The sequence below is a fragment of the Streptomyces sp. NPDC014861 genome (assembly GCF_043081625.1).
Taxonomy (GTDB): domain Bacteria; phylum Actinomycetota; class Actinomycetes; order Streptomycetales; family Streptomycetaceae; genus Streptomyces.
Map to the genome: position 1 here is coordinate 44,182 of NZ_JBIBWV010000009.1, position 16,315 is coordinate 60,496.

The 16,315-nt window shown below is 69.3% G+C and carries 17 protein-coding genes; 7 read left to right on the forward strand and 10 right to left on the reverse strand.

What is annotated here, in order from left to right; translation table 11 throughout:
* The first annotated feature begins 133 nt into the window (after nt 1-133).
* The 4 genes from ACF1BN_RS20280 (at nt 134) to ACF1BN_RS20295 (ending at nt 3,021) form a co-directional block, all read left to right on the forward strand.
* Nucleotides 134-568: a hypothetical protein gene (locus tag ACF1BN_RS20280; protein ID WP_392332955.1), complete on the forward strand. Its 435-nt coding sequence runs from the start codon at nt 134-136 to the stop codon at nt 566-568.
* On the forward strand, nt 561-1,436 hold the full coding sequence (locus ACF1BN_RS20285; RefSeq protein WP_392332956.1) for a 6-carboxytetrahydropterin synthase: 876 nt from the start codon (nt 561-563) through the stop codon (nt 1,434-1,436). The genes ACF1BN_RS20280 and ACF1BN_RS20285 overlap by 8 nt, the downstream gene beginning before the upstream one ends.
* 273 nt (nt 1,437-1,709) lie before the next feature.
* Entirely contained in the window at nt 1,710-1,871 is a 162-nt protein-coding gene (locus ACF1BN_RS20290) for a hypothetical protein (protein WP_392332957.1), read from the forward strand.
* A 58-nt stretch (nt 1,872-1,929) separates the two neighbouring features.
* Nucleotides 1,930-3,021, forward strand: coding sequence for an IS630 family transposase (locus ACF1BN_RS20295; protein ID WP_392332958.1), 1,092 nt, complete (start codon nt 1,930-1,932; stop codon nt 3,019-3,021).
* 21 nt (nt 3,022-3,042) lie between these two features.
* Here ACF1BN_RS20295 and ACF1BN_RS20300 read toward each other — a convergent pair.
* The 3 genes from ACF1BN_RS20300 to ACF1BN_RS20310 all read right to left on the reverse strand — a co-directional run bounded on the left by ACF1BN_RS20300 (nt 3,043) and on the right by ACF1BN_RS20310 (nt 5,846).
* A protein-coding gene (locus ACF1BN_RS20300; protein ID WP_392332959.1) for an IS5 family transposase occupies nt 3,043-3,917 on the reverse strand; the annotation gives its coding sequence in 2 pieces (ribosomal slippage) (nt 3,043-3,524 and nt 3,524-3,917; 876 coding nt in all).
* A gap of 266 nt (nt 3,918-4,183) precedes the next feature.
* The gene (locus ACF1BN_RS20305; RefSeq protein WP_392332960.1) at nt 4,184-4,570 is read right to left on the reverse strand and encodes a hypothetical protein; all 387 of its coding nucleotides are present in this window, start codon (nt 4,568-4,570) and stop codon (nt 4,184-4,186) included.
* A gap of 472 nt (nt 4,571-5,042) precedes the next feature.
* Nucleotides 5,043-5,846 (reverse strand): hypothetical protein, encoded by an 804-nt coding sequence (locus tag ACF1BN_RS20310; RefSeq protein WP_392332961.1) that lies wholly within the window; start codon nt 5,844-5,846, stop codon nt 5,043-5,045.
* A 262-nt stretch (nt 5,847-6,108) separates the two neighbouring features.
* Between ACF1BN_RS20310 and ACF1BN_RS20315 the strand changes: the two genes are divergently transcribed.
* A complete protein-coding gene (locus ACF1BN_RS20315; protein WP_392332962.1) occupies nt 6,109-6,912 on the forward strand; it encodes a hypothetical protein in 804 nt (267 codons plus the stop codon).
* Nucleotides 6,913-6,969: 57 nt separating this feature from the next.
* On the opposite strand, the gene ACF1BN_RS20320 is transcribed toward ACF1BN_RS20315, so the two are convergent.
* Together ACF1BN_RS20320 and ACF1BN_RS20325 are read right to left on the reverse strand one after the other, a co-directional pair.
* Nucleotides 6,970-7,344 (reverse strand): hypothetical protein, encoded by a 375-nt coding sequence (locus ACF1BN_RS20320; RefSeq protein WP_392332963.1) that lies wholly within the window; start codon nt 7,342-7,344, stop codon nt 6,970-6,972.
* Between the two features lie 118 nt (nt 7,345-7,462).
* Entirely contained in the window at nt 7,463-7,726 is a 264-nt protein-coding gene (locus ACF1BN_RS20325) for a hypothetical protein (protein WP_392332964.1), read from the reverse strand.
* A 1,767-nt stretch (nt 7,727-9,493) separates the two neighbouring features.
* On the opposite strand from ACF1BN_RS20325, the gene ACF1BN_RS20330 reads away from it, so the two are divergent.
* The gene (locus ACF1BN_RS20330) at nt 9,494-9,691 is read left to right on the forward strand and encodes a hypothetical protein (RefSeq protein WP_392332965.1); all 198 of its coding nucleotides are present in this window, start codon (nt 9,494-9,496) and stop codon (nt 9,689-9,691) included.
* 243 nt (nt 9,692-9,934) lie between these two features.
* Here ACF1BN_RS20330 and ACF1BN_RS20335 read toward each other — a convergent pair whose 3' ends face one another.
* The 4 genes from ACF1BN_RS20335 to ACF1BN_RS20350 all read right to left on the reverse strand — a co-directional run bounded on the left by ACF1BN_RS20335 (nt 9,935) and on the right by ACF1BN_RS20350 (nt 14,347).
* A complete protein-coding gene (locus ACF1BN_RS20335; RefSeq protein ID WP_392332966.1) occupies nt 9,935-10,111 on the reverse strand; it encodes a hypothetical protein in 177 nt (58 codons plus the stop codon).
* A gap of 244 nt (nt 10,112-10,355) precedes the next feature.
* On the reverse strand, nt 10,356-11,810 hold the full coding sequence (gene zwf / locus ACF1BN_RS20340; RefSeq protein WP_392332967.1) for a glucose-6-phosphate dehydrogenase: 1,455 nt from the start codon (nt 11,808-11,810) through the stop codon (nt 10,356-10,358).
* Nucleotides 11,811-12,001: 191 nt separating this feature from the next.
* Nucleotides 12,002-12,844 carry a universal stress protein gene (locus tag ACF1BN_RS20345; protein ID WP_392332968.1) on the reverse strand — a complete coding sequence of 281 codons (843 nt, stop codon included), beginning with the start codon at nt 12,842-12,844 and terminating at the stop codon, nt 12,002-12,004.
* Nucleotides 12,845-13,123: 279 nt separating this feature from the next.
* Nucleotides 13,124-14,347 (reverse strand): low temperature requirement protein A, encoded by a 1,224-nt coding sequence (locus tag ACF1BN_RS20350; protein WP_392332969.1) that lies wholly within the window; start codon nt 14,345-14,347, stop codon nt 13,124-13,126.
* Nucleotides 14,348-14,782: 435 nt separating this feature from the next.
* Here ACF1BN_RS20350 and ACF1BN_RS20355 point away from each other — a divergent pair, with 435 nt between their 5' ends.
* Nucleotides 14,783-15,628, forward strand: a complete 846-nt coding sequence (locus tag ACF1BN_RS20355; RefSeq protein ID WP_392332970.1) for a hypothetical protein — start codon at nt 14,783-14,785, stop codon at nt 15,626-15,628.
* A gap of 106 nt (nt 15,629-15,734) precedes the next feature.
* On the opposite strand, the gene ACF1BN_RS20360 is transcribed toward ACF1BN_RS20355, so the two are convergent.
* Nucleotides 15,735-16,277, reverse strand: a complete 543-nt coding sequence (locus ACF1BN_RS20360; protein WP_392332971.1) for a TetR/AcrR family transcriptional regulator — start codon at nt 16,275-16,277, stop codon at nt 15,735-15,737.
* Nucleotides 16,278-16,315: the final 38 nt, after the last annotated feature.

The following is a 16,315-nucleotide window of genomic DNA, read 5'->3' on the forward strand; positions in this document are numbered from 1 at the left end:
TCGAAGCACGTCGCACTGACACGGGGGGACGGAAGTGCAGCGGAAGTGCAACAGGCGGTCATTTCCGGCTGATCGACGGCGGGCCAGGCTTGGTGAAGTCACCCGTTGCCGGAGTTCCCGGAGGTTGTGAGTGATGGAGCCCGTCACTGAGCATCGCCGTGTCAGCGGCCCTGTCGTGTACGGCTTCCTGAGGCTGGTGCGTGTCTCGCCGGCCCGTCAGGTCGCCCTGCACGACGCCCTGGTCGAGTACTGCCGCCGGCACGAGTTCGCCCTGCACGGCGTCTTCGTCGAGCGCGCGTCGGGCGGGCACCGCGCGGCCGCGTTCACCGGTCTGCTGGACGTCCTGGAGCTGCCCGGCGCCTACGGCGTCGTTCTGCCGTCCCGGGCGCATCTCGGGCCGAAGGCGGTCGCCGTCTCTCGCCAGGAACGGATCACTGCCTCCGGTGCCCGGCTCCTGCTGGTCCGCGGGGGCTGCGCCCCCGACTCCGGCCGGGACGCGCTCCGGCCGGTCCACCGAGCACGTCCTCACCCCGCCCCGGACACCGACTTGCGAGGCCGCCATGCCTGAAGCGACGCAGAGGTTCTTCGACCATCAGCCCGAATCGGTCAGGGCGGCGCGTGACTTCACCACGCGGACCCTTGCTTCGTGGGGCCTCGACGACACCGGCGACATCCGCCTGGTCGTCTCGGAACTCGCCACCAACGCGCTCGCCCACGGCAGCGACGACGAGCACGGCTTCCTCGTCCGCTTGGAGCCCTCCGACGGCGGGATCCGGCTGGAGGTCCACGACAGCCGTGACCCGCACGAACCGCCGCCCGTGCCCGCCGTCCCGGAGCCGGCAGCCGAGACCGGCCGGGGACTCGTGATCGTCGACGCCCTGGCGGCCCGCTGGGGCGTCGCTCGCCGCCGGCCGTTCGGGAAGGTCGTCTGGTCGTACTTCCCCGCCGGGCGCCGCGTATCGACGCCGCCGCCCCAGGGGCCGTCACCTTCCCTTCCGCCCCTCATTCCGAGAGAGAAGGACCCGTCCATGGACCACCACCGCACACATGCACCGCACGGCACGTTCACCATCGGCAAGACGTTCGTCTTCGAGACCGGCCACCGGCTGCCCGGCCTGCCGCCCGAGCACAAGTGCTCCCGCCAGCACGGCCACGGCTATGAGGTCGAGGTCATCCTCACGGCGGCCGAGCTGGAGGAGCCCGGCTTCGTCACGGATTTCGGCGCGCTCGCCCCGTTCAAGAAGTTCCTGGACACCGAGCTCGACCACCACAACCTCCACGAGGTCCTCGACTTCGAGCCCACCTCCGAGCGCCTGGCCCGGTTCCTCGCCGACTGGTTCATCGAACACGTGCAGCCGGGGATCCACGGGCGATTGGTCGCCGTTCAGGTACGCGGGGCCGCGCGGAGCTGGGCCCGGTTCGAGGTGGCGTCGTGACCGCCCCGGACGCCGACGAGACGGCTGGGGCCGGCGGCCGGCTGATCGTCGCCGAGTGCTTCGGGGTCGAGTCGCCGACGTTCCAGGGCGAGGGGCCCAGCTGCGGGCACCCGGCCGTGTTCATCCGCCTGTCGCGGTGCAACCTGACCTGTGAGCGCTGCGACACGACGTACACGTGGGACTGGTCGCGGTTCGACCCGCGCCGGGAGGCCACTCGGCGGACCGTCGCGGAGCTGGTCGCCTGGACCATGTCCTCGCCGGCCGGCCAAGGCGGTGGGCGACGTTCCCGCCCTGTCGCTGTCCGACGGTGTCGACGTCATGCGGCACCAGATCTGTGCGCGCGGCCCCCTCGTCACCACCTACACCATCGACGTCGTGCCACCGAAGCCGGAGTTCTTCGGGGCGGGGAAGGCCTACCAGCGGTTCACCGGCTGAAGCATCCGCGCCTAGTCTTCTGAGTCAGGAGTTCTGTTCAGATGTATAAGCTTGGTCCGTGGCGCGTACTGGGCGGCCGAAGGCCGAGTTGATCCTGTCTGATGAGGAGCGGGCTGCGCTGGAGGGATGGGTGCGGCGTCGCTCCACGCCGCAGGCGTGGGCTCTGCGGTGCCGGATCATCCTGGCTTGTGCGGAGGGTGCTTCGAACAAGGACGTCGCGGCCCGGCTCGACTCGACTCCGCATGCGGTGGGCCGTTGGCGGGCGAGATTCGTCGAGCACCGGATCGCCGGCCTGGGCGACATGCCCCGCTCGGGCGGTCCCCGGTCGGTCACCGACGAACAGGTGGCCGCGCTCGTCGCCAAGACCCTGGAGTCCGCCCCGAAGAACGCGACGCACTGGTCGACACGGTCGATGGCGAGGCAGACGGGGCTGTCGCAGTCGACGGTGTCACGGGTCTGGCGGGCGTTCGGTCTGCAGCCGCACCGCTCGGAGACCTTCAAGCTGTCGACGGATCCGTACTTCGTCGACAAGGTCCACGATGTCGTCGGCCTCTACCTGGACCCGCCCGAGCGGGCCCTGGTCTTCTGCGTGGACGAGAAGTCACAGATCCAGGCCCTGGACCGGTCTCAGCCGGTGCTGCCGATGATGCCCGGAGTGCCGCAACGCGTCACACACGACTACGTCCGCGCAGGGACCACCACCCTGTTCGCCGCCCTGGAGGTCGCCACCGGCAAGGTGATCGGCTCACTGCACCGGCGCCACCGGGCAGAGGAGTTCAAGAAGTTCCTCATCAAGCTCGACAGGGAAGTGCCCGATGGTCTCGAGGCCCACTTGGTGCTGGACAACTACGCCACCCACGAGACCCCGGCCATCAAGACCTGGCTCCTGGCGCATCCCCGGTTCCACCTGCACTTCACACCGACCGGATCGTCCTGGCTCAACCTGGTGGAGCGATGGTTCGCCGAACTGACGAACAAACAGATACGGCGAGGCGTCCACAAGACAGTCCAAGCCCTGGAACAGGACATCCGGACCTGGATCGCCGCCTGGAACACCGACCCCAAGCCCTACGTCTGGACCAAAACCGCGGACGAGATCCTCGAACGCCTCGCCTCATATCTGAACAGAATTCCTGACTCGGAAGACTAGGGCGTGTTGTGAAAGTGCTGGTCACAGCCATTCGTTGATGGCTGCGACCAGCACGGTCGCTTCGTAGCGGACGGCGAGTTTGTCGTAGCGTGTGGCGACGGCCCTGTGCCGCTTGAGCCGGTTGATCCCGCACTCGACGGCGTGCCGCTGCTTGTAGTCGTCCTTGTCGAACTTCGGCGGGCGGCCGCCGCGCGAGCCGCGCTTCAGCCGGTTGCGCACGCGGTCCGCGGGCACCGGAATCGTTGCCTTGATTCCGCGTCTGCGCAGGTAGGAACGGTTGCTCCGGGAGTCGTACGCCTTGTCGGCCCGCACCCGGTCCGGACGCTTGCGCGGCCTGCCGAGCCCGACCCGGGGCACCCGGATCGCCTCCAGGACCGGCTCGAACTGCGGGGAATCGCCGCGCTGCCCGGCAGTGATCACCACCGACAGGGGCTTCTGCCCCTGCTCGACGGCGAGGTGGATCTTGCTGGTCAGCCCGCCACGGGAGCGTCCGAGTCCGTGGTCGGCCGGCTCGACGAAGACACCGCCGGGCGGCTCCTTCTGGAGGTCCCCATTTTCGCCGCCCCGGCGGCGTGCTGGTGGGCCCGGCAGACGGTGGAGTCGACGCTGACCTCCCAGGTGATCAGGCCTTTCGCATCGGCTTCGGCCTGGAGCCGGGTGAGGATCCGGGCCCAGGTCCCATCCCGCTGCCAGCGGCGGAAGAGGTCGTAGACCCGGTCCCACGGCCCGTAGCGTTCGGGCACGTCCCGCCAGGGGGCGCCGGTCCGGGTCCGCCACCGTATGCCGTCTATCAGCTGCCGCCGCGTCCACACCTGCGGACGACCCGGCTTGATGCCCGTCGGCAGCAAGGGCTCAAGCCGGGCCCACTGGCCGTTCGTCAGATCACCACGTCCCACGACAGGTGATCATCAACGAACAAGATCCACTTTCGCAACAGACCCTAGGCCGCCGACGTCACCGAGCGGTTCGAGTGCACCGCCGTCGAGAAGGACCGTGACGGCCGGTCGGTGGCCTTTGGCCGGCTGACCGTGCCGTGCACACCGACCTGCAGGGGCGTCGACCTCTGGTACCTGTTCCACGAGTACGAGTGGAGGAACGACGACTGGGAGGAAGCTTGTTGATTACCAGGAGCCCGGCCTCTTCCGGCCACACCGCTTCCTATTCAGGCCGCCCAGACCGTGACCGTCACTCTCAAGTTGTAGGAGTACTGATCCAGCCGGGTACTTGAATCGACGCGCATCAGGGCGATCATGCCTTTTGCGGTGTAGATGCAGATATTCCTGCCGTCCAAGCCGTAAATTTCGAGATAGTCCACGTACGCGGAGCGGCGCTGGCAGGTTGCGAAGCTGGGGTCCTCATCCTGGTCGAGGAGCACGAAGTGCGCTCCTCCGACTGTCTGGAGGATGGTCGCCGACATGTCGCTGTTCCACACATGCCAGTCGCGCTCGGTGTCGTTCGGCTTGGGTCGCAATTGCGCGCTGCCGACCTTGAAGCCATAGCCGTTGGCAAGATCGAAGCTCTCGGTGCGAAGCACCGTGCCGGGCGGCACAGACGCCGACGCTGATGGTGTGGTCGGCGGTGGGGAAGACGGTGGTGCAGAGCCGGTCGGTGTAGGCGTGGGGGTGGGAGTGGGCGTCACGGTGACATACACCGTCTCCGTACGTGCTGTGGGCGACTTGACGAGCGCAGGCAGGCCGAGGAAACCAAGCGCTACACCCGCTACTGCGGCAACAGCCGAGATCAGAGCTGCCCACTCCCCTAACCTGCCGTTCGATCGCCGACCGCCGGGCGACCCCCCGCCTGCCGGCGTCGCAGGTGGATCCGGCGGTACCGGCGGTGTTGCGGGTGGTGTCGGCGTCGCCCCCGAAGCGTCACCCCTGTCCTGCGAACTGCTGCTCATCGTGCCTTGGCCTCCGCTCGTGGGGTGGTTCACGTCGTCGCGCAATAAGACTCATACAGCCCGACGACCGGCAGACCTCAGCGGTTTCATCGTTTTGTGATGCTCTGGCCGCCTCGACTCCTCACGCCGCCCGCCACCATCGGCGGCGCGGCTCCGGCGTCGCCGGGGCGACGTCGTCCTCGGAGCGGAGCATGGTGCGTGTTGCCCTAACCAGTTCAGCCAGCTTCTCTTCAAGAACGTTGGATTTCCGTCCCCCTGTCTCGATCCACTGTAGGCGGTTACCTCCTCCGGAATTGACCGCCAGCTCGTGAGCCAGTGTCTCTGACAGCCCTGGGACTCCTCGGAGAGCTCGCGTACGACTCTCGTAGGTTTCACCGGTCTCCGCGTTAAGAACGTTTTGGGCTACGCGCGCAGCCCTGGCCGTCTCCATATCTCTACTGAGATACAGGCGAGTGAAAACCGCCTCAGCATGCGCAGTCGGGCCACTATCCATAGCCTCTTGCTCAAGCTCCTCAGCGGCGAGGAGAGTGGCCTCCACGACGTTGACGACTTCTTCGGTGGCAATGAGGATCAGTTCCGCCGCTTTGAATTCAATAGCCTGATAAGCCGCATGCACCAGCTGGCGCAATTCTTGATCGTCTGGCTCTGCTTCATAGAGGCGCTGACTTGTCGCGACTGCTTCACGAACGCAGCGAATAAACTCCGCGACCTGAAGCTGCCGCACGTTCCAGAGCGCGGCTACCCGCTGAGCCTCGGCAGCGATCTCCGCAGCCTTCTGAGCCGCATCGGCCTGGGCCCGGCCGCCGTTCGCCTGGATCTTCGCACCGATGACGCTGCCGAGGAGGCCGCCGAGGATGGCGATGGCGGCGACCAGGGCGGCGAAGATCTCAGGGTTGTCCTCGAAGTACTGTCTGAACGCGGTCACCGGGCCATCATGCCGAACTGATCGGAGTGCCCGCAGAGTTACGCCGCCACCAGCGGCGCTGCACGGGCACCGTCGATGCGTCGTCGTCCTTGGACTGGAGCATCTCTCGGGAAACCCCAATCAGCCTCGACCGTCTTCTCCAGGACACGATCCCGAGCTTCGACATATTTCTCATGGAGCGGCGGGCACCGCTCGACGGCGGCGAGACCGGCCCGCTAAATTTCGACCCATGTGCGCCCCGGGCTCCGTAACGATCATTGGCATGACGGACAAGGAGGACGAGTACCTCCGTCAGTTGCTGTCCCTTCTGGACAGCACCCGGAGACTCGACGCGCACACCCAGCAGAACCGCGGCCAGTGGGAGGTCAAGCTCCGCAGCTCGCTGGCGGGAGACGATGCCAAGAGCGCCCCGTACCAGGTGTCCCACGGCGCATGGCATGCCCTGACCGTTGCGGTCGACCACCTGCAGTGCCTCCGGTCCTCTCTCTTTACGAACAACGCTTCCGCTCTCATCCACACTCACGCTCAAGCCTCGTTGGTAAGGGGCGTCTTCGAGAACGCGGCTCGTGCTGTGTGGCTCCTGGAACCGGCGAATCGTCTTGAGCGCATCACCCGGCGCCTGGGATTGCAGGCCAAGGAGCTTGAGAGCGGGAATCGGGTGCGGGAGCTGGTAGGGGTGCCGGGCGCCAGGACGAGGGAGGAGCATCTCCAAGTTCTGGAAGCCCTTCTTGTCGCTGCCGGCGCTGTCCCCACTGACGCGAGGAAGGCCGTGCGAGGCAGCAACCGCCCCTCCTACAAGCGCATCGTCAGGGCAGCCGGCCGGGACCTGGGTATGGGCGAGGACGTGGCCGAACTGATCTGGAGCGCATGCAGCTCGCTCGCGCACGGGGATGCCCATGGCACATTGGCGTTCCTGGACCGCCAGATCATCGCATCGGACGGAAGTGTCGCCCTGGCGCAGGTGACCGGGAGCATCTCCCTGATCTTCTACGCCACTCACTTTGGGGTTCGGATGATCGACCGCGGCCTTCAGCTGTATGAGGAGCGGGCGACAGCGCACATCTAGGGACGCCCAGATGGGACGGCTGTGACGGGGACAGGGCGTCGGCGCTTCGCCCGCCGCTCACACGGCGCGCAGTCGCGGAGTCTCGGTTACAGTCGCCTCCTCGACCTCGACCACATCGCCGCTTGCGGCCGTCTGCTCGGCGGCGTCAGCGGGTACCTCGTCGTGTTCGGCCTTGCGGTCGTCCAGGTGGCTCTTGAGCTTCATGCCCGCGTACACCAGACCGCCGCCCACCGTGGCGGACACCGCGGCGACGCCCGCGACAACACTGGTCGCGGAGCGCAGGCCCGCGTGACCGACGATCTTGTTGCCCGTCCCGCGCAGCAGGGCCCTGAGTACGCCGGGAGCGCTCGATTCGGACAGCGCCGTCCAGTCCGGGTGCTCGACCACTTTCAGGGTGTAGCGCACGCCGTCTTTAACCCAGCTCATGACCATGGCGCAACTGTACGGACGCTCCCCCGCCTCGCGGAGTGGAATCGGGTTCTTCGCCGCTGTAGCAGGCGACCGGGGTGTGTGCCGGAGGGCAGCCAGGTCCTCCAGCCCCTTCGGTTGGTCATGAGGAAGCCGTGGTCCCCTGGCTCTGGGGCGGAGGCGGGGGCGCTGCCGGGGCGGGTACCTGGACCGGGGGGAGGAGGTACGTCACGATGATCATCCCGAGGGTGGCGATCGCGATGAACGCGCCGCCGCCGGTGCCCACGGCCACAAGGGCAGTGGCGCCGAGGGCGGCCGTGACGATCCCGGCCCCGAGGCCGATGACGACGGCGAGGAGGACGGCGATGACGACGGCGATGATCCGGACAGCCTGACGGGAAGACACGGTGAGGTCCTTTCGGGTGGGAACGGGTGGTGGAGGGGCAGATTCGGGCGGCTTTCGTCTCTGCTGGCGCTTTCCGTTCGGGGCAGGCAGTGCTGGGCCGGGGCACCCCTGAGAGCCGCCGCCAGAGGGCGTCCAGGGTTTTCCCAGGTCTCGTCGTCCAGGACGCCGGCCGACGGCAGATCGACGGCGTTCAGGAGCTGGTCCTCGCGCGGAGGGGAGACGTCGAGACGGACGCAGCGGCGCAGGAAGGCGGCGGGGAACTGCCGCTCGCCGTTGCTGGTGATGACGACGAAGGGGAGGGCCCGGCACCGCACGAGTCCGTCGGCCACCGGGGCGGTGCCGTCCGGGTCGTCGGTGAACACCCGGGCCCGGGACTCCTGGTGGCGGGCGCGGACCAGCGCCGGGATGTCGTAGGAGCCGTTCTCCAGGACGTGCAGCAGGTCGTTGGGCAGGTCGATGTCGCTCTTGTCGAGCTCGTCGATGAGCAGGACGCGGGGCAGTTCGTACGGGAGCAGGGCGGTGCCCAGCGGGCCGAGCCGGACGAAGTCGCCGATGCGGGGCGCGGTGGCGGGTCCGTCGCCCTCCGGGGCCTGGTCCGGGGTGCCGCTCCGCTGGGCGGGGACGGGCGCGGGCGCCGGGTGGCGGGCGCCGAGGGAGGCCTGGGCGCGGCCGATGGCGTCGTACTCGTACAGGCCGGAGCGCAGGGTGCTGCGGGAGGTGATGCCCCAGTGCAGGACGCGGCCCAGGCCCAGCTCGCGGGCGACCGGATAAGCGAGGGTGGATTTGCCGATGCCGGGCAGGCCGGTGACGAGCAGCGGCCGGCGGAGCAGCAGGGCCGTGTTGAAGGGGCCAGCGGCGTCGAGCCTGCGGTCGGTCTCGGAGCTCCGCCTCAGTGCTCAACCGCATCGGCGCACATCGGACCGCGCATGCCGTCACCGAAGGACGGCGCCCCGGGTTGGGGTGCCGCCCTTCGGCCGTGTGCGGTGGGGGTCAGCCGATGTACGCGCCGGCGATGAGGTCGGCGGCGGCCTGGCGACGCTGTCCGGCGACGGTGCGGGAGGCGCCAAGGGTGTTCTGGACGGTCTCCAGGGCCGGGAGGGGGCGCAGTTTGTTAGGAGGCGCGGGTGCGGGTCACTTCTGGCCGGTTCGCTGTCCGCTCAGGGCTTCCTGGACGGTCTCCAGGGAGACGGCGTTCATGTCGGGTTCGGCGGGGCGCTGCTCGGCCGGCAGGTCGTGCTGGGCGGCGAGGACGAGGCGGGCGACCTCAGACCCGAGCGGCTGAGCCTCAGCAATCCGGTCCGGAACCCTGGCACTCCTCGCGGCAGCGTCGAGTGCCCAACATGGACGGTTCCCAGCATTCGAATCGCAGAGGGTTGAGGTTTGCGTACCGGCACCGAATACGAGTAGCCGCCCTGTAGGGTTTGCATGCCAATGAGTTCCGCAGGTCCATAATCCGGGCCGGCGCCCAGTCCATGAACCCCGCGCCCTCAACCTGCGGGGCGCGCTTCCATGTGGAGGCGGCGGACTGGCGTACGGAAAATGGGGCTCCTGCCCGGCAGTGGGATTGCGGTGACCGGCAGGCAAATCGTCGTCCCGTCGGCGACCGACGTGATGCGCGAGCACGGTCTTCCCTGACCTGCCGTACAGCCACCGGGCGCTCTGGCGCGCGTTCACCGTGCCGACCCAGGCGGCTCGCTACCGTCTGATCGGCACACGGGCTGCTGCCCCAGTCCCTCCAACCGACCCACCCCCGCAGAGGAAACCCGCATGGTGCTTCTGGAATCGATTGTCTGGTCGGTCAGGGCGCTGGCCACGGCCGCCCTTGTGCTCGGTCTCGTCAAAAGGACAGCCGACCGGATCACCTCTGGCGCCCCGACCGGACCCCTCTCCACCGCGATCACCTTCGCCCAGATGGCCGCCGTTCTCGTCTTCCTCTGGGTCCTCTGGCTGGTCGTGCCCTCCTGATCTCTTCCAGCGACCTGACCCGACACGCCAGCGAGCCCCCGTCTCAACTTCACCCGATCACCGAGCGCTTTCTGGGTGGCCATTGATTCCCCATGATGTCGTCAAGCGGCGGTAGTGACCTACTGTGGTCGGGTCATATCGCTGACGCGCCTGCGTGCCCGCTGTTGCGCCGGGTGCTATCGCGTAGCGAGCCGGCAGATCACCGGCTGACCGCCGCCGACACCGTACGTGCAGGTGCCGCCGTCATCGATCAGCGTATCCAGCCAGTACGCATCCTTGTCCCTTGATACGCATCTGCTTCATGAAGTTCGCGAAGTGGCCGCCCATGGATTCCTGGTTGTGCATGCCCGAGGTCGCCGCCCGGCCACACACCTCGTTGAACGTGGGGTCAGCCCCGTTCCGCGAGAACAGGTGGATCATGCTGTCGTGCTTCTTCGCGTACACCCGACACGGACCGAACTGGTCGGCTCGGCTCCCGGTTCCGGGCACTGGCCGGGGGTGCTCGGCCACCGGACGGACCTCGTCCGCCGGTTCGAGCGGGGCCTGATCAGCAGCGTCGCCCTCGCCTCCAGCGAGTCTTTCGGCTGGTGGACGATACCGTCACCGACCCATGCTTCTGCGCGGCCGTCGTCGATCGCCTCCCGTTCGACCGCATCAGGGGCAGTCAGGTGTTCTGAGGCAGGTGCCAGTGGTGGGGCCGGATCAGTTCGGCTACCGAGTTGGGGCCCCAGGAGCCTTTCGCGTACGGCTGGACCGGGGGTGGGGACTGGAGGAGGGGGGTGGCGGCGGCCCAGAGGGTTTCGATGCCGAAGGCGTCGGTGAAGAGGGACTGGTCGCCCAGCATCGCGTCCAGGATGAGGCGTTCGTAGCCTTCGAGGGCGTTGTCCTGGGCGAAGGATCCGGCGTAGTCGAAGACCATCTGCGCCTGGGTGAGGCGCATTTCGGGGCCGGGGCGTTTGGCGAGGAAGCGTGCGGTGACGGTGCCGGGGTCGTCGAAGTCGATGACGAGTTCGTTGTGACGTCCGTCGGCGGACTCCTGTGCCGCGAGCGGGAACATCCGCAGGGGTGGTTCGCGGAAGCCGAGGGTGATGACGTGGCGGCTCTCGGCCAGAGCCTTTCCGGAACGCAGGTAGAAGGGGACGCCGGCCCAGCGCCAGTTGTCGATCTCCAGGCGCAGGGCGGCGAAGGTCTCGGTGTCGGAGGCCGGGTCGACGCCCGGCTCGTCGCGGTAGCCGTCGTACTGTCCGCGGACCACGTGCGCGGGGTCGAGGGGGCGCAGGCTCTGGAAGACCTTGTCCTTCTCGGCGCGCAGGGAGGGGGCGTCCAGTGTGGCGGGGGGTTCCATGGCGATGAAGCCGAGGAGCTGGAACAGGTGGGTGACGATCATGTCGCGGAAGGTGCCGGTGCCTTCGAAGAAGTGGGCGCGACCCTGGATGTCGATGTGTTCGGGGACGTCGATCTGTACGTGGCTGATGTGATCGCGGTTCCAGACCGGTTCGAGGAGTCCGTTGGCGAAGCGCAGGGCCAGGATGTTGTCGACGGATTCCTTGCCCAGGAAATGATCGATGCGGAAGACGCGGGATTCGTCGAAGACGGTGTGGATGGCCTGGTTGAGGGCGCGGGCGGAGGCGAGGTCGGTGCCGAACGGCTTCTCGACGATGACCCGCGCGTGGTGGGCGAGGCCGCAGTCCCCGAGCATGCGGACGACCGAGGCGCATGCCTGCGGGGGTACGGCGAGGTGGTGGAGGCGCTGGGGGCTGCCTCCGATCTCCCGCTCGGCCTGCTGGACGGCTTCCACGAGGGGGTGGGGGTTCTCGGGGTCGGCGGCGCCGAAAGTGAGGCGGTCGGCGAACTCCTGCCATGCTCCGCCCTCGGGTGCGGCCCGTCCGAACTCGGCCACCGCCCGGCGCGCGTGCTCGCGGAAGGCGGCGTCGGTGAGCGCGTCCGCCGCGGGGGCCGAGCCGATGACGCGGAAGCGGTCGGGCAGGAGGCCCGCCCGGAAGAGGTGGTAGAGGCCGGGCAGGAGTTTCCTGCGGGCCAGGTCACCGGTGGCGCCGGAGATGACGATGACGTGGTCGCCCGGGACGGGTCCCTGGGTGGTGGCGGAGGGCGTGGCCACTCAGTTCCTTCTTTCGACGTGGCCGCCGCGCTCGCTGCGCGTGGCGGAGAGGGGCTTGCCGGTGGAGTCGACGGGGCTGCGTGGGTGGGAGAGGCGAGCCGGGGCGGGCTCGGGTGGACGCCGGACAGGAGCTGTCACCGGAACGGTCGGTGGGTCAGGCCCCCTGCGCGAGTCGGCCGTGAGGAGGCGGCTCAGGCGTGGGGGACCACGGCCACGGGGCAGGCGGCATGGTGGAGGGCGGTCTGGGTCGTGGCACCGATACGGGTGCCTGCCGGCGCGTGCCGGACGCGGCGGCCGACGACGAGGAGCCCGGCGTCCGAGGCGGCGGCGAGGAGGGCGTGGGCGGGCCGCTCGTGAACGACGTCCTCGCTGATGTCGAGATGTGCGTGGCGCGTCCGGTGGCGGCTGACGGCGGCCGAGACGGCGGCTCGCATCCGGTCCCGCGCTTCGGACACGTCGCTGTCGGTGTGGTGGTGGGGGAAGACGGAGTGCCAGGCGGAGACGATGCGCAGGGGGAGCTCGCGGCGTGCCGCGAAGTCGAAGGCGAAGTCCAGGACCTCGTCGGCGGGGCGCTCGACGTCGAGGCCGACGACGACGGGCCCGGTGGCGTCGGCGCCGTCGTCCTCGCGGACCAGGACCACGGGACGTTCGGCCGCGGCCAGGACCTCCTGGGCCACGTGTCCGGAGAGGAAACCGGATCCGTCGGCCGTGCGGTGGGACCCCAGGACCAGCAGTTCGGCGTCGGCGGCACGGGCCAGCAGGAGCCGGGACGGCGCGTCCACGGTCTCCTCCACGGAGGTGTCGACCTCCGGGTGCGCCGTGCGGGCGCGGTCGCGGGCCTGCTCCAGGATGTCCCGCGCCAGCTCGGCCATGACGTCATGTGGCCGGCGTACGGCGGCGACCTGGTGCTCCTGCCACAAGGACGCGTTCACCAGCTGCAAGGCCGCTCCCCGTGACGCGGCCTCCTTCACCGCCCAGTCGACCGCCGCCAGGCTTCCACCCGTACCGTTCACTCCTACCGCGATCTGCTTCATGGGGTTCACTGTGATCCCGCGTCCGCGCCCAGGCACGCCTGACGGGCCGTCCGGGCGACCATCGCCGCCCCTACCCCCCCGTAGGGACACCCCCGGCCCGGCCGGGTACGCGCTGCCGGTCCGGCGCCTTTCGGTCGACCTCACGGTACGGACCGAGCTTCCCGACCTTCGGTGAGGGTCGCGCACCGGGGGTGACGGTCGGAGCCGTTCCCTCGCGGCCGGGGGGCCGGTCCCCCCACCCTGTTCCGGTGTCACCTTCGGCGCAGTGTCGAGGCTCGCTCAGTGCGGCCCAGCGGGTTTCGTTCGCGCACGGCGCTTGTCGTAGAGCCAGGGCCAGCGGGCCACCGCGGCCAGTGCCCACACCAGCGCGGCCGGATGGACGTGGTGGGAGACGGCGGCCAGGACGATGGGCGCGGCGGCGACGGGTACGCCGACCGCCAGGATCCAGCGAACGCCACGCCCTGACAGCGCGCCTCCCAGCAGCCCGACGGTCAGGAACACGGCGACGCTGCCGCACAGCAGCCATTCGACATCCGCCGGCAGCGGTTCCCCGGCGTCCTCGATGGCTCCGCCCAGGGAAGCGGCGAGAGCGGCGAGAGCGGCGGTCGCCACGCAGTGGAGCGGCAGCGCGAAGCGCGGGGCGAGCGCGCCGAAGGCGAGCAGGGGCACGCCGCACGCACGGCGTACCGCGAGTGACCACAGGGCGAGGAGGAGGACGAAGGCTCCCACGGCCAGGGCGCCCAGCGGGGCGTCCCACTCCGTCTGCGACGCGGCCTCGATCGCCACCGCCACGCTTTCGCCGATGACGATCAGGGTGAACAGACCGAGCCTCTCGTCGAGGTGCCGCGCGTCGAGACGGGCGGCTACGGGCGGCGTATGCGAAGGGCGCTCGCGGCCCTCGTACCGCTCGCGGCCCTCGTACCGCTCGCGCCACTCCTCCTGAGCCCGGGTCAGGAGCCGGTTGCGCGACAGGACGAACGTGAGCCCCAGGTCGATACCGAGCCCGAGTGCCCACAGCCAGTACCGTGTCGGGGCCTCGGCCCAGATCGAGACGAGCCATGGGACGACACCCGCCGACAGCTGCGCGGTCGGCCAGTCGACGACGACTTCTCCGCGCCCCTGCCAGATGCGCGAGGCGAGGAAGCGCACCGCCACGAAGGCGATCGCGAAAGCGCGGCCGTGGTCGGACTCGATGCCGGGGACGGCCGCGGCCATGACGGCCAGCCCGAGCATGCCGAGCAGGATCGTACGGGTGCGCGCCTTGTCCGCGGCGACGTTGCCGTAGGTGGTGAAGCACATCCAGGCCGTCCAGAAGGCCAGATACAGCAGGCAGTAGAGGGCGAGATCGCCCCGGGTCGGATCCTCGCGCAGGAGGTGCGCCAGCTGGGCGATGCCGGCGACGGCGACCAGATCGAAGAACAGCTCCAGCCAGGACGCGTGTCGCTCTGACTCGACCGTCGATCCGACGGGCCTCGCGGAAGGGGCGGGGGATTCGGGAGACATACCCGTGACATCGGCCGGTACGGGCCTCTCCTCCAGACCCTGGCCCACCGCCACCAGCACGCCACCGTCACCGGTGTCGGCGCCCTCGCCGGTGCCGGTGCCTGCACCGGCGAGGGTTCGCCCGCTTCCCGGTACGGGAGACCCGTCGGATCGGGCATCGCCCCGTACGAGTGAGGTCAGTATCCGAGACCCCTTCAGCCACCCGAACGAGCAGGAGTGGCGGGCCTCTTGACGCATACGTTCGAAGAGCTACTGATCATCGATACGGAAGGCACTCCAGTGAGGAAAGCCGCAGAGTCCCTGGCGCGCAAGGCGGCGCGTCAGGTCCGGGTTCCCAACGTCCTGCCCCGCAAGCAGCCGGACGGGAGGCCGCCGGTGACCACGGTCTCCGTCCCCCCGCCGCCCCGGGTGCCCACCCTGGGAGCGCGGACCGCTGTGACGGCGGCACGTGGCCTGTCGGTCTACAACAAGGCGACCGGCAAGGCGGCGGAGGCGCTTCTTTCCCACGACCGGGATCTCGAGGGGATCTCGGAGGAGGACATGCCGCAGCGGCCGAAGGGCGGTGCGACGGAAGGACAGCGGCGGAAGGCCGTGCGCGTCCTCAAGGAGATCGCCGCGACCGCGCCCTTCACGTGCGCGGGAGTGGCGCTGGGAGCGGTCGAGCCGCTCTTCGAGGCCGCGGGCGACGTCGTCGCCGGTCAGATCGGTGACCACTACGAGCGGGAGGCCCGGGCTCTTCTGGAGACCTTCCCCACGGAGGTCTCGCTCTGGGATCTCGCCTACGTGGAGACGAAGGAGTTCTGGAACCGGGAACCGGGCATGGCCGGTAAGGCCGGGAGCCGGATGAGTGCCGAGGGCCGCTACGCCGTCCTGATGGACCAGCTTCGGACCATGCTGCTGGATCCGCGGGTCCGTGCCGCGTACGAGCAGGCGCTGGCACAGCACCAGCGTGAGGAGGCCGAGGCATCGGCGGCCGCCGACGGCCGGCTCATGGAGCAGTTGAGCGTGGTCGTGCAGACGATCGCCGCTCAGGCGGACAACCGCGTGCCCGACGGGCCTGCGGGGCACCTCGCCGTCTGGGCCCGCCCTGACGGCGAGGTCAGCGTCTTCCCGCCCATGGGCTACGACATCGGTGAACTCACCACGTTCATGCACCTCGACAACGAGTCGACCCTCTACCTCCTCACACAGCGGACGTCCGACGGTGTGTGCGAGTGGTTCAGCCACGTGCGGGTCTCCGACGTCGGGCTGGTGGAGTGGGACCACGCCACGCCGTGCTGACCCGCTCCCCCGGCGGCGCCCGGCCTGCCGGCCGCGTGTCGCCGGGGGCACGCCGTTCAGGTTCGAGGAGGGGCGTTCCGCACGGTGTCGGTTCGGTGGTGCGGGTCTACGCGTCGTCGCCGGGCCGTTCGGTGAGGTCTTTCAGGCGGGCCACGAGCGCGTCACGGACGGCGGGAGGGAGCCGGGTGTTCGAGGTGGCGCGGAGCATCCAGAGCCCGTCGGCCGCCATGCGGGCGAGCAGGAGGTCGATGTCGTGAGGGTCGGGGGTGGTGGGGGTGGGGACCCACCGGTCCAGGAGGTCGTTCCAGACCGCTTCCACCTCGGGGTCGTGCTCGACCATGAAGGCGAGCTCGGCCCGGCTGGCGTCGAGGTGCGAGCCCACGTGCACGTAGGCGGCGAGCTTCTCCTGGTCCGTGGCCGTCTCTGGGGGCTTGCCCAGCCGCTCGGCCAGGAGGCTCTCCCAGCGGGCGGTGAGGTGCTGCTGGATGGCGACGAGAAGTGCCTGACGGGTGGGGAAGTGGTACATCAGGCCCGGCTTGGTCACTCCCGCCTCTTCGGCGGCGGACTGAAGGGTCAGGGCGGTGATGCCGTCACGTTCGGTGACACGGACGGCGGCTTCCAGGATCCGGGTCCTGGCGCTGGGGCGCATGTCTCTCCTCGGGGAGTTGCCTGGGCCCCCTCTCGCCG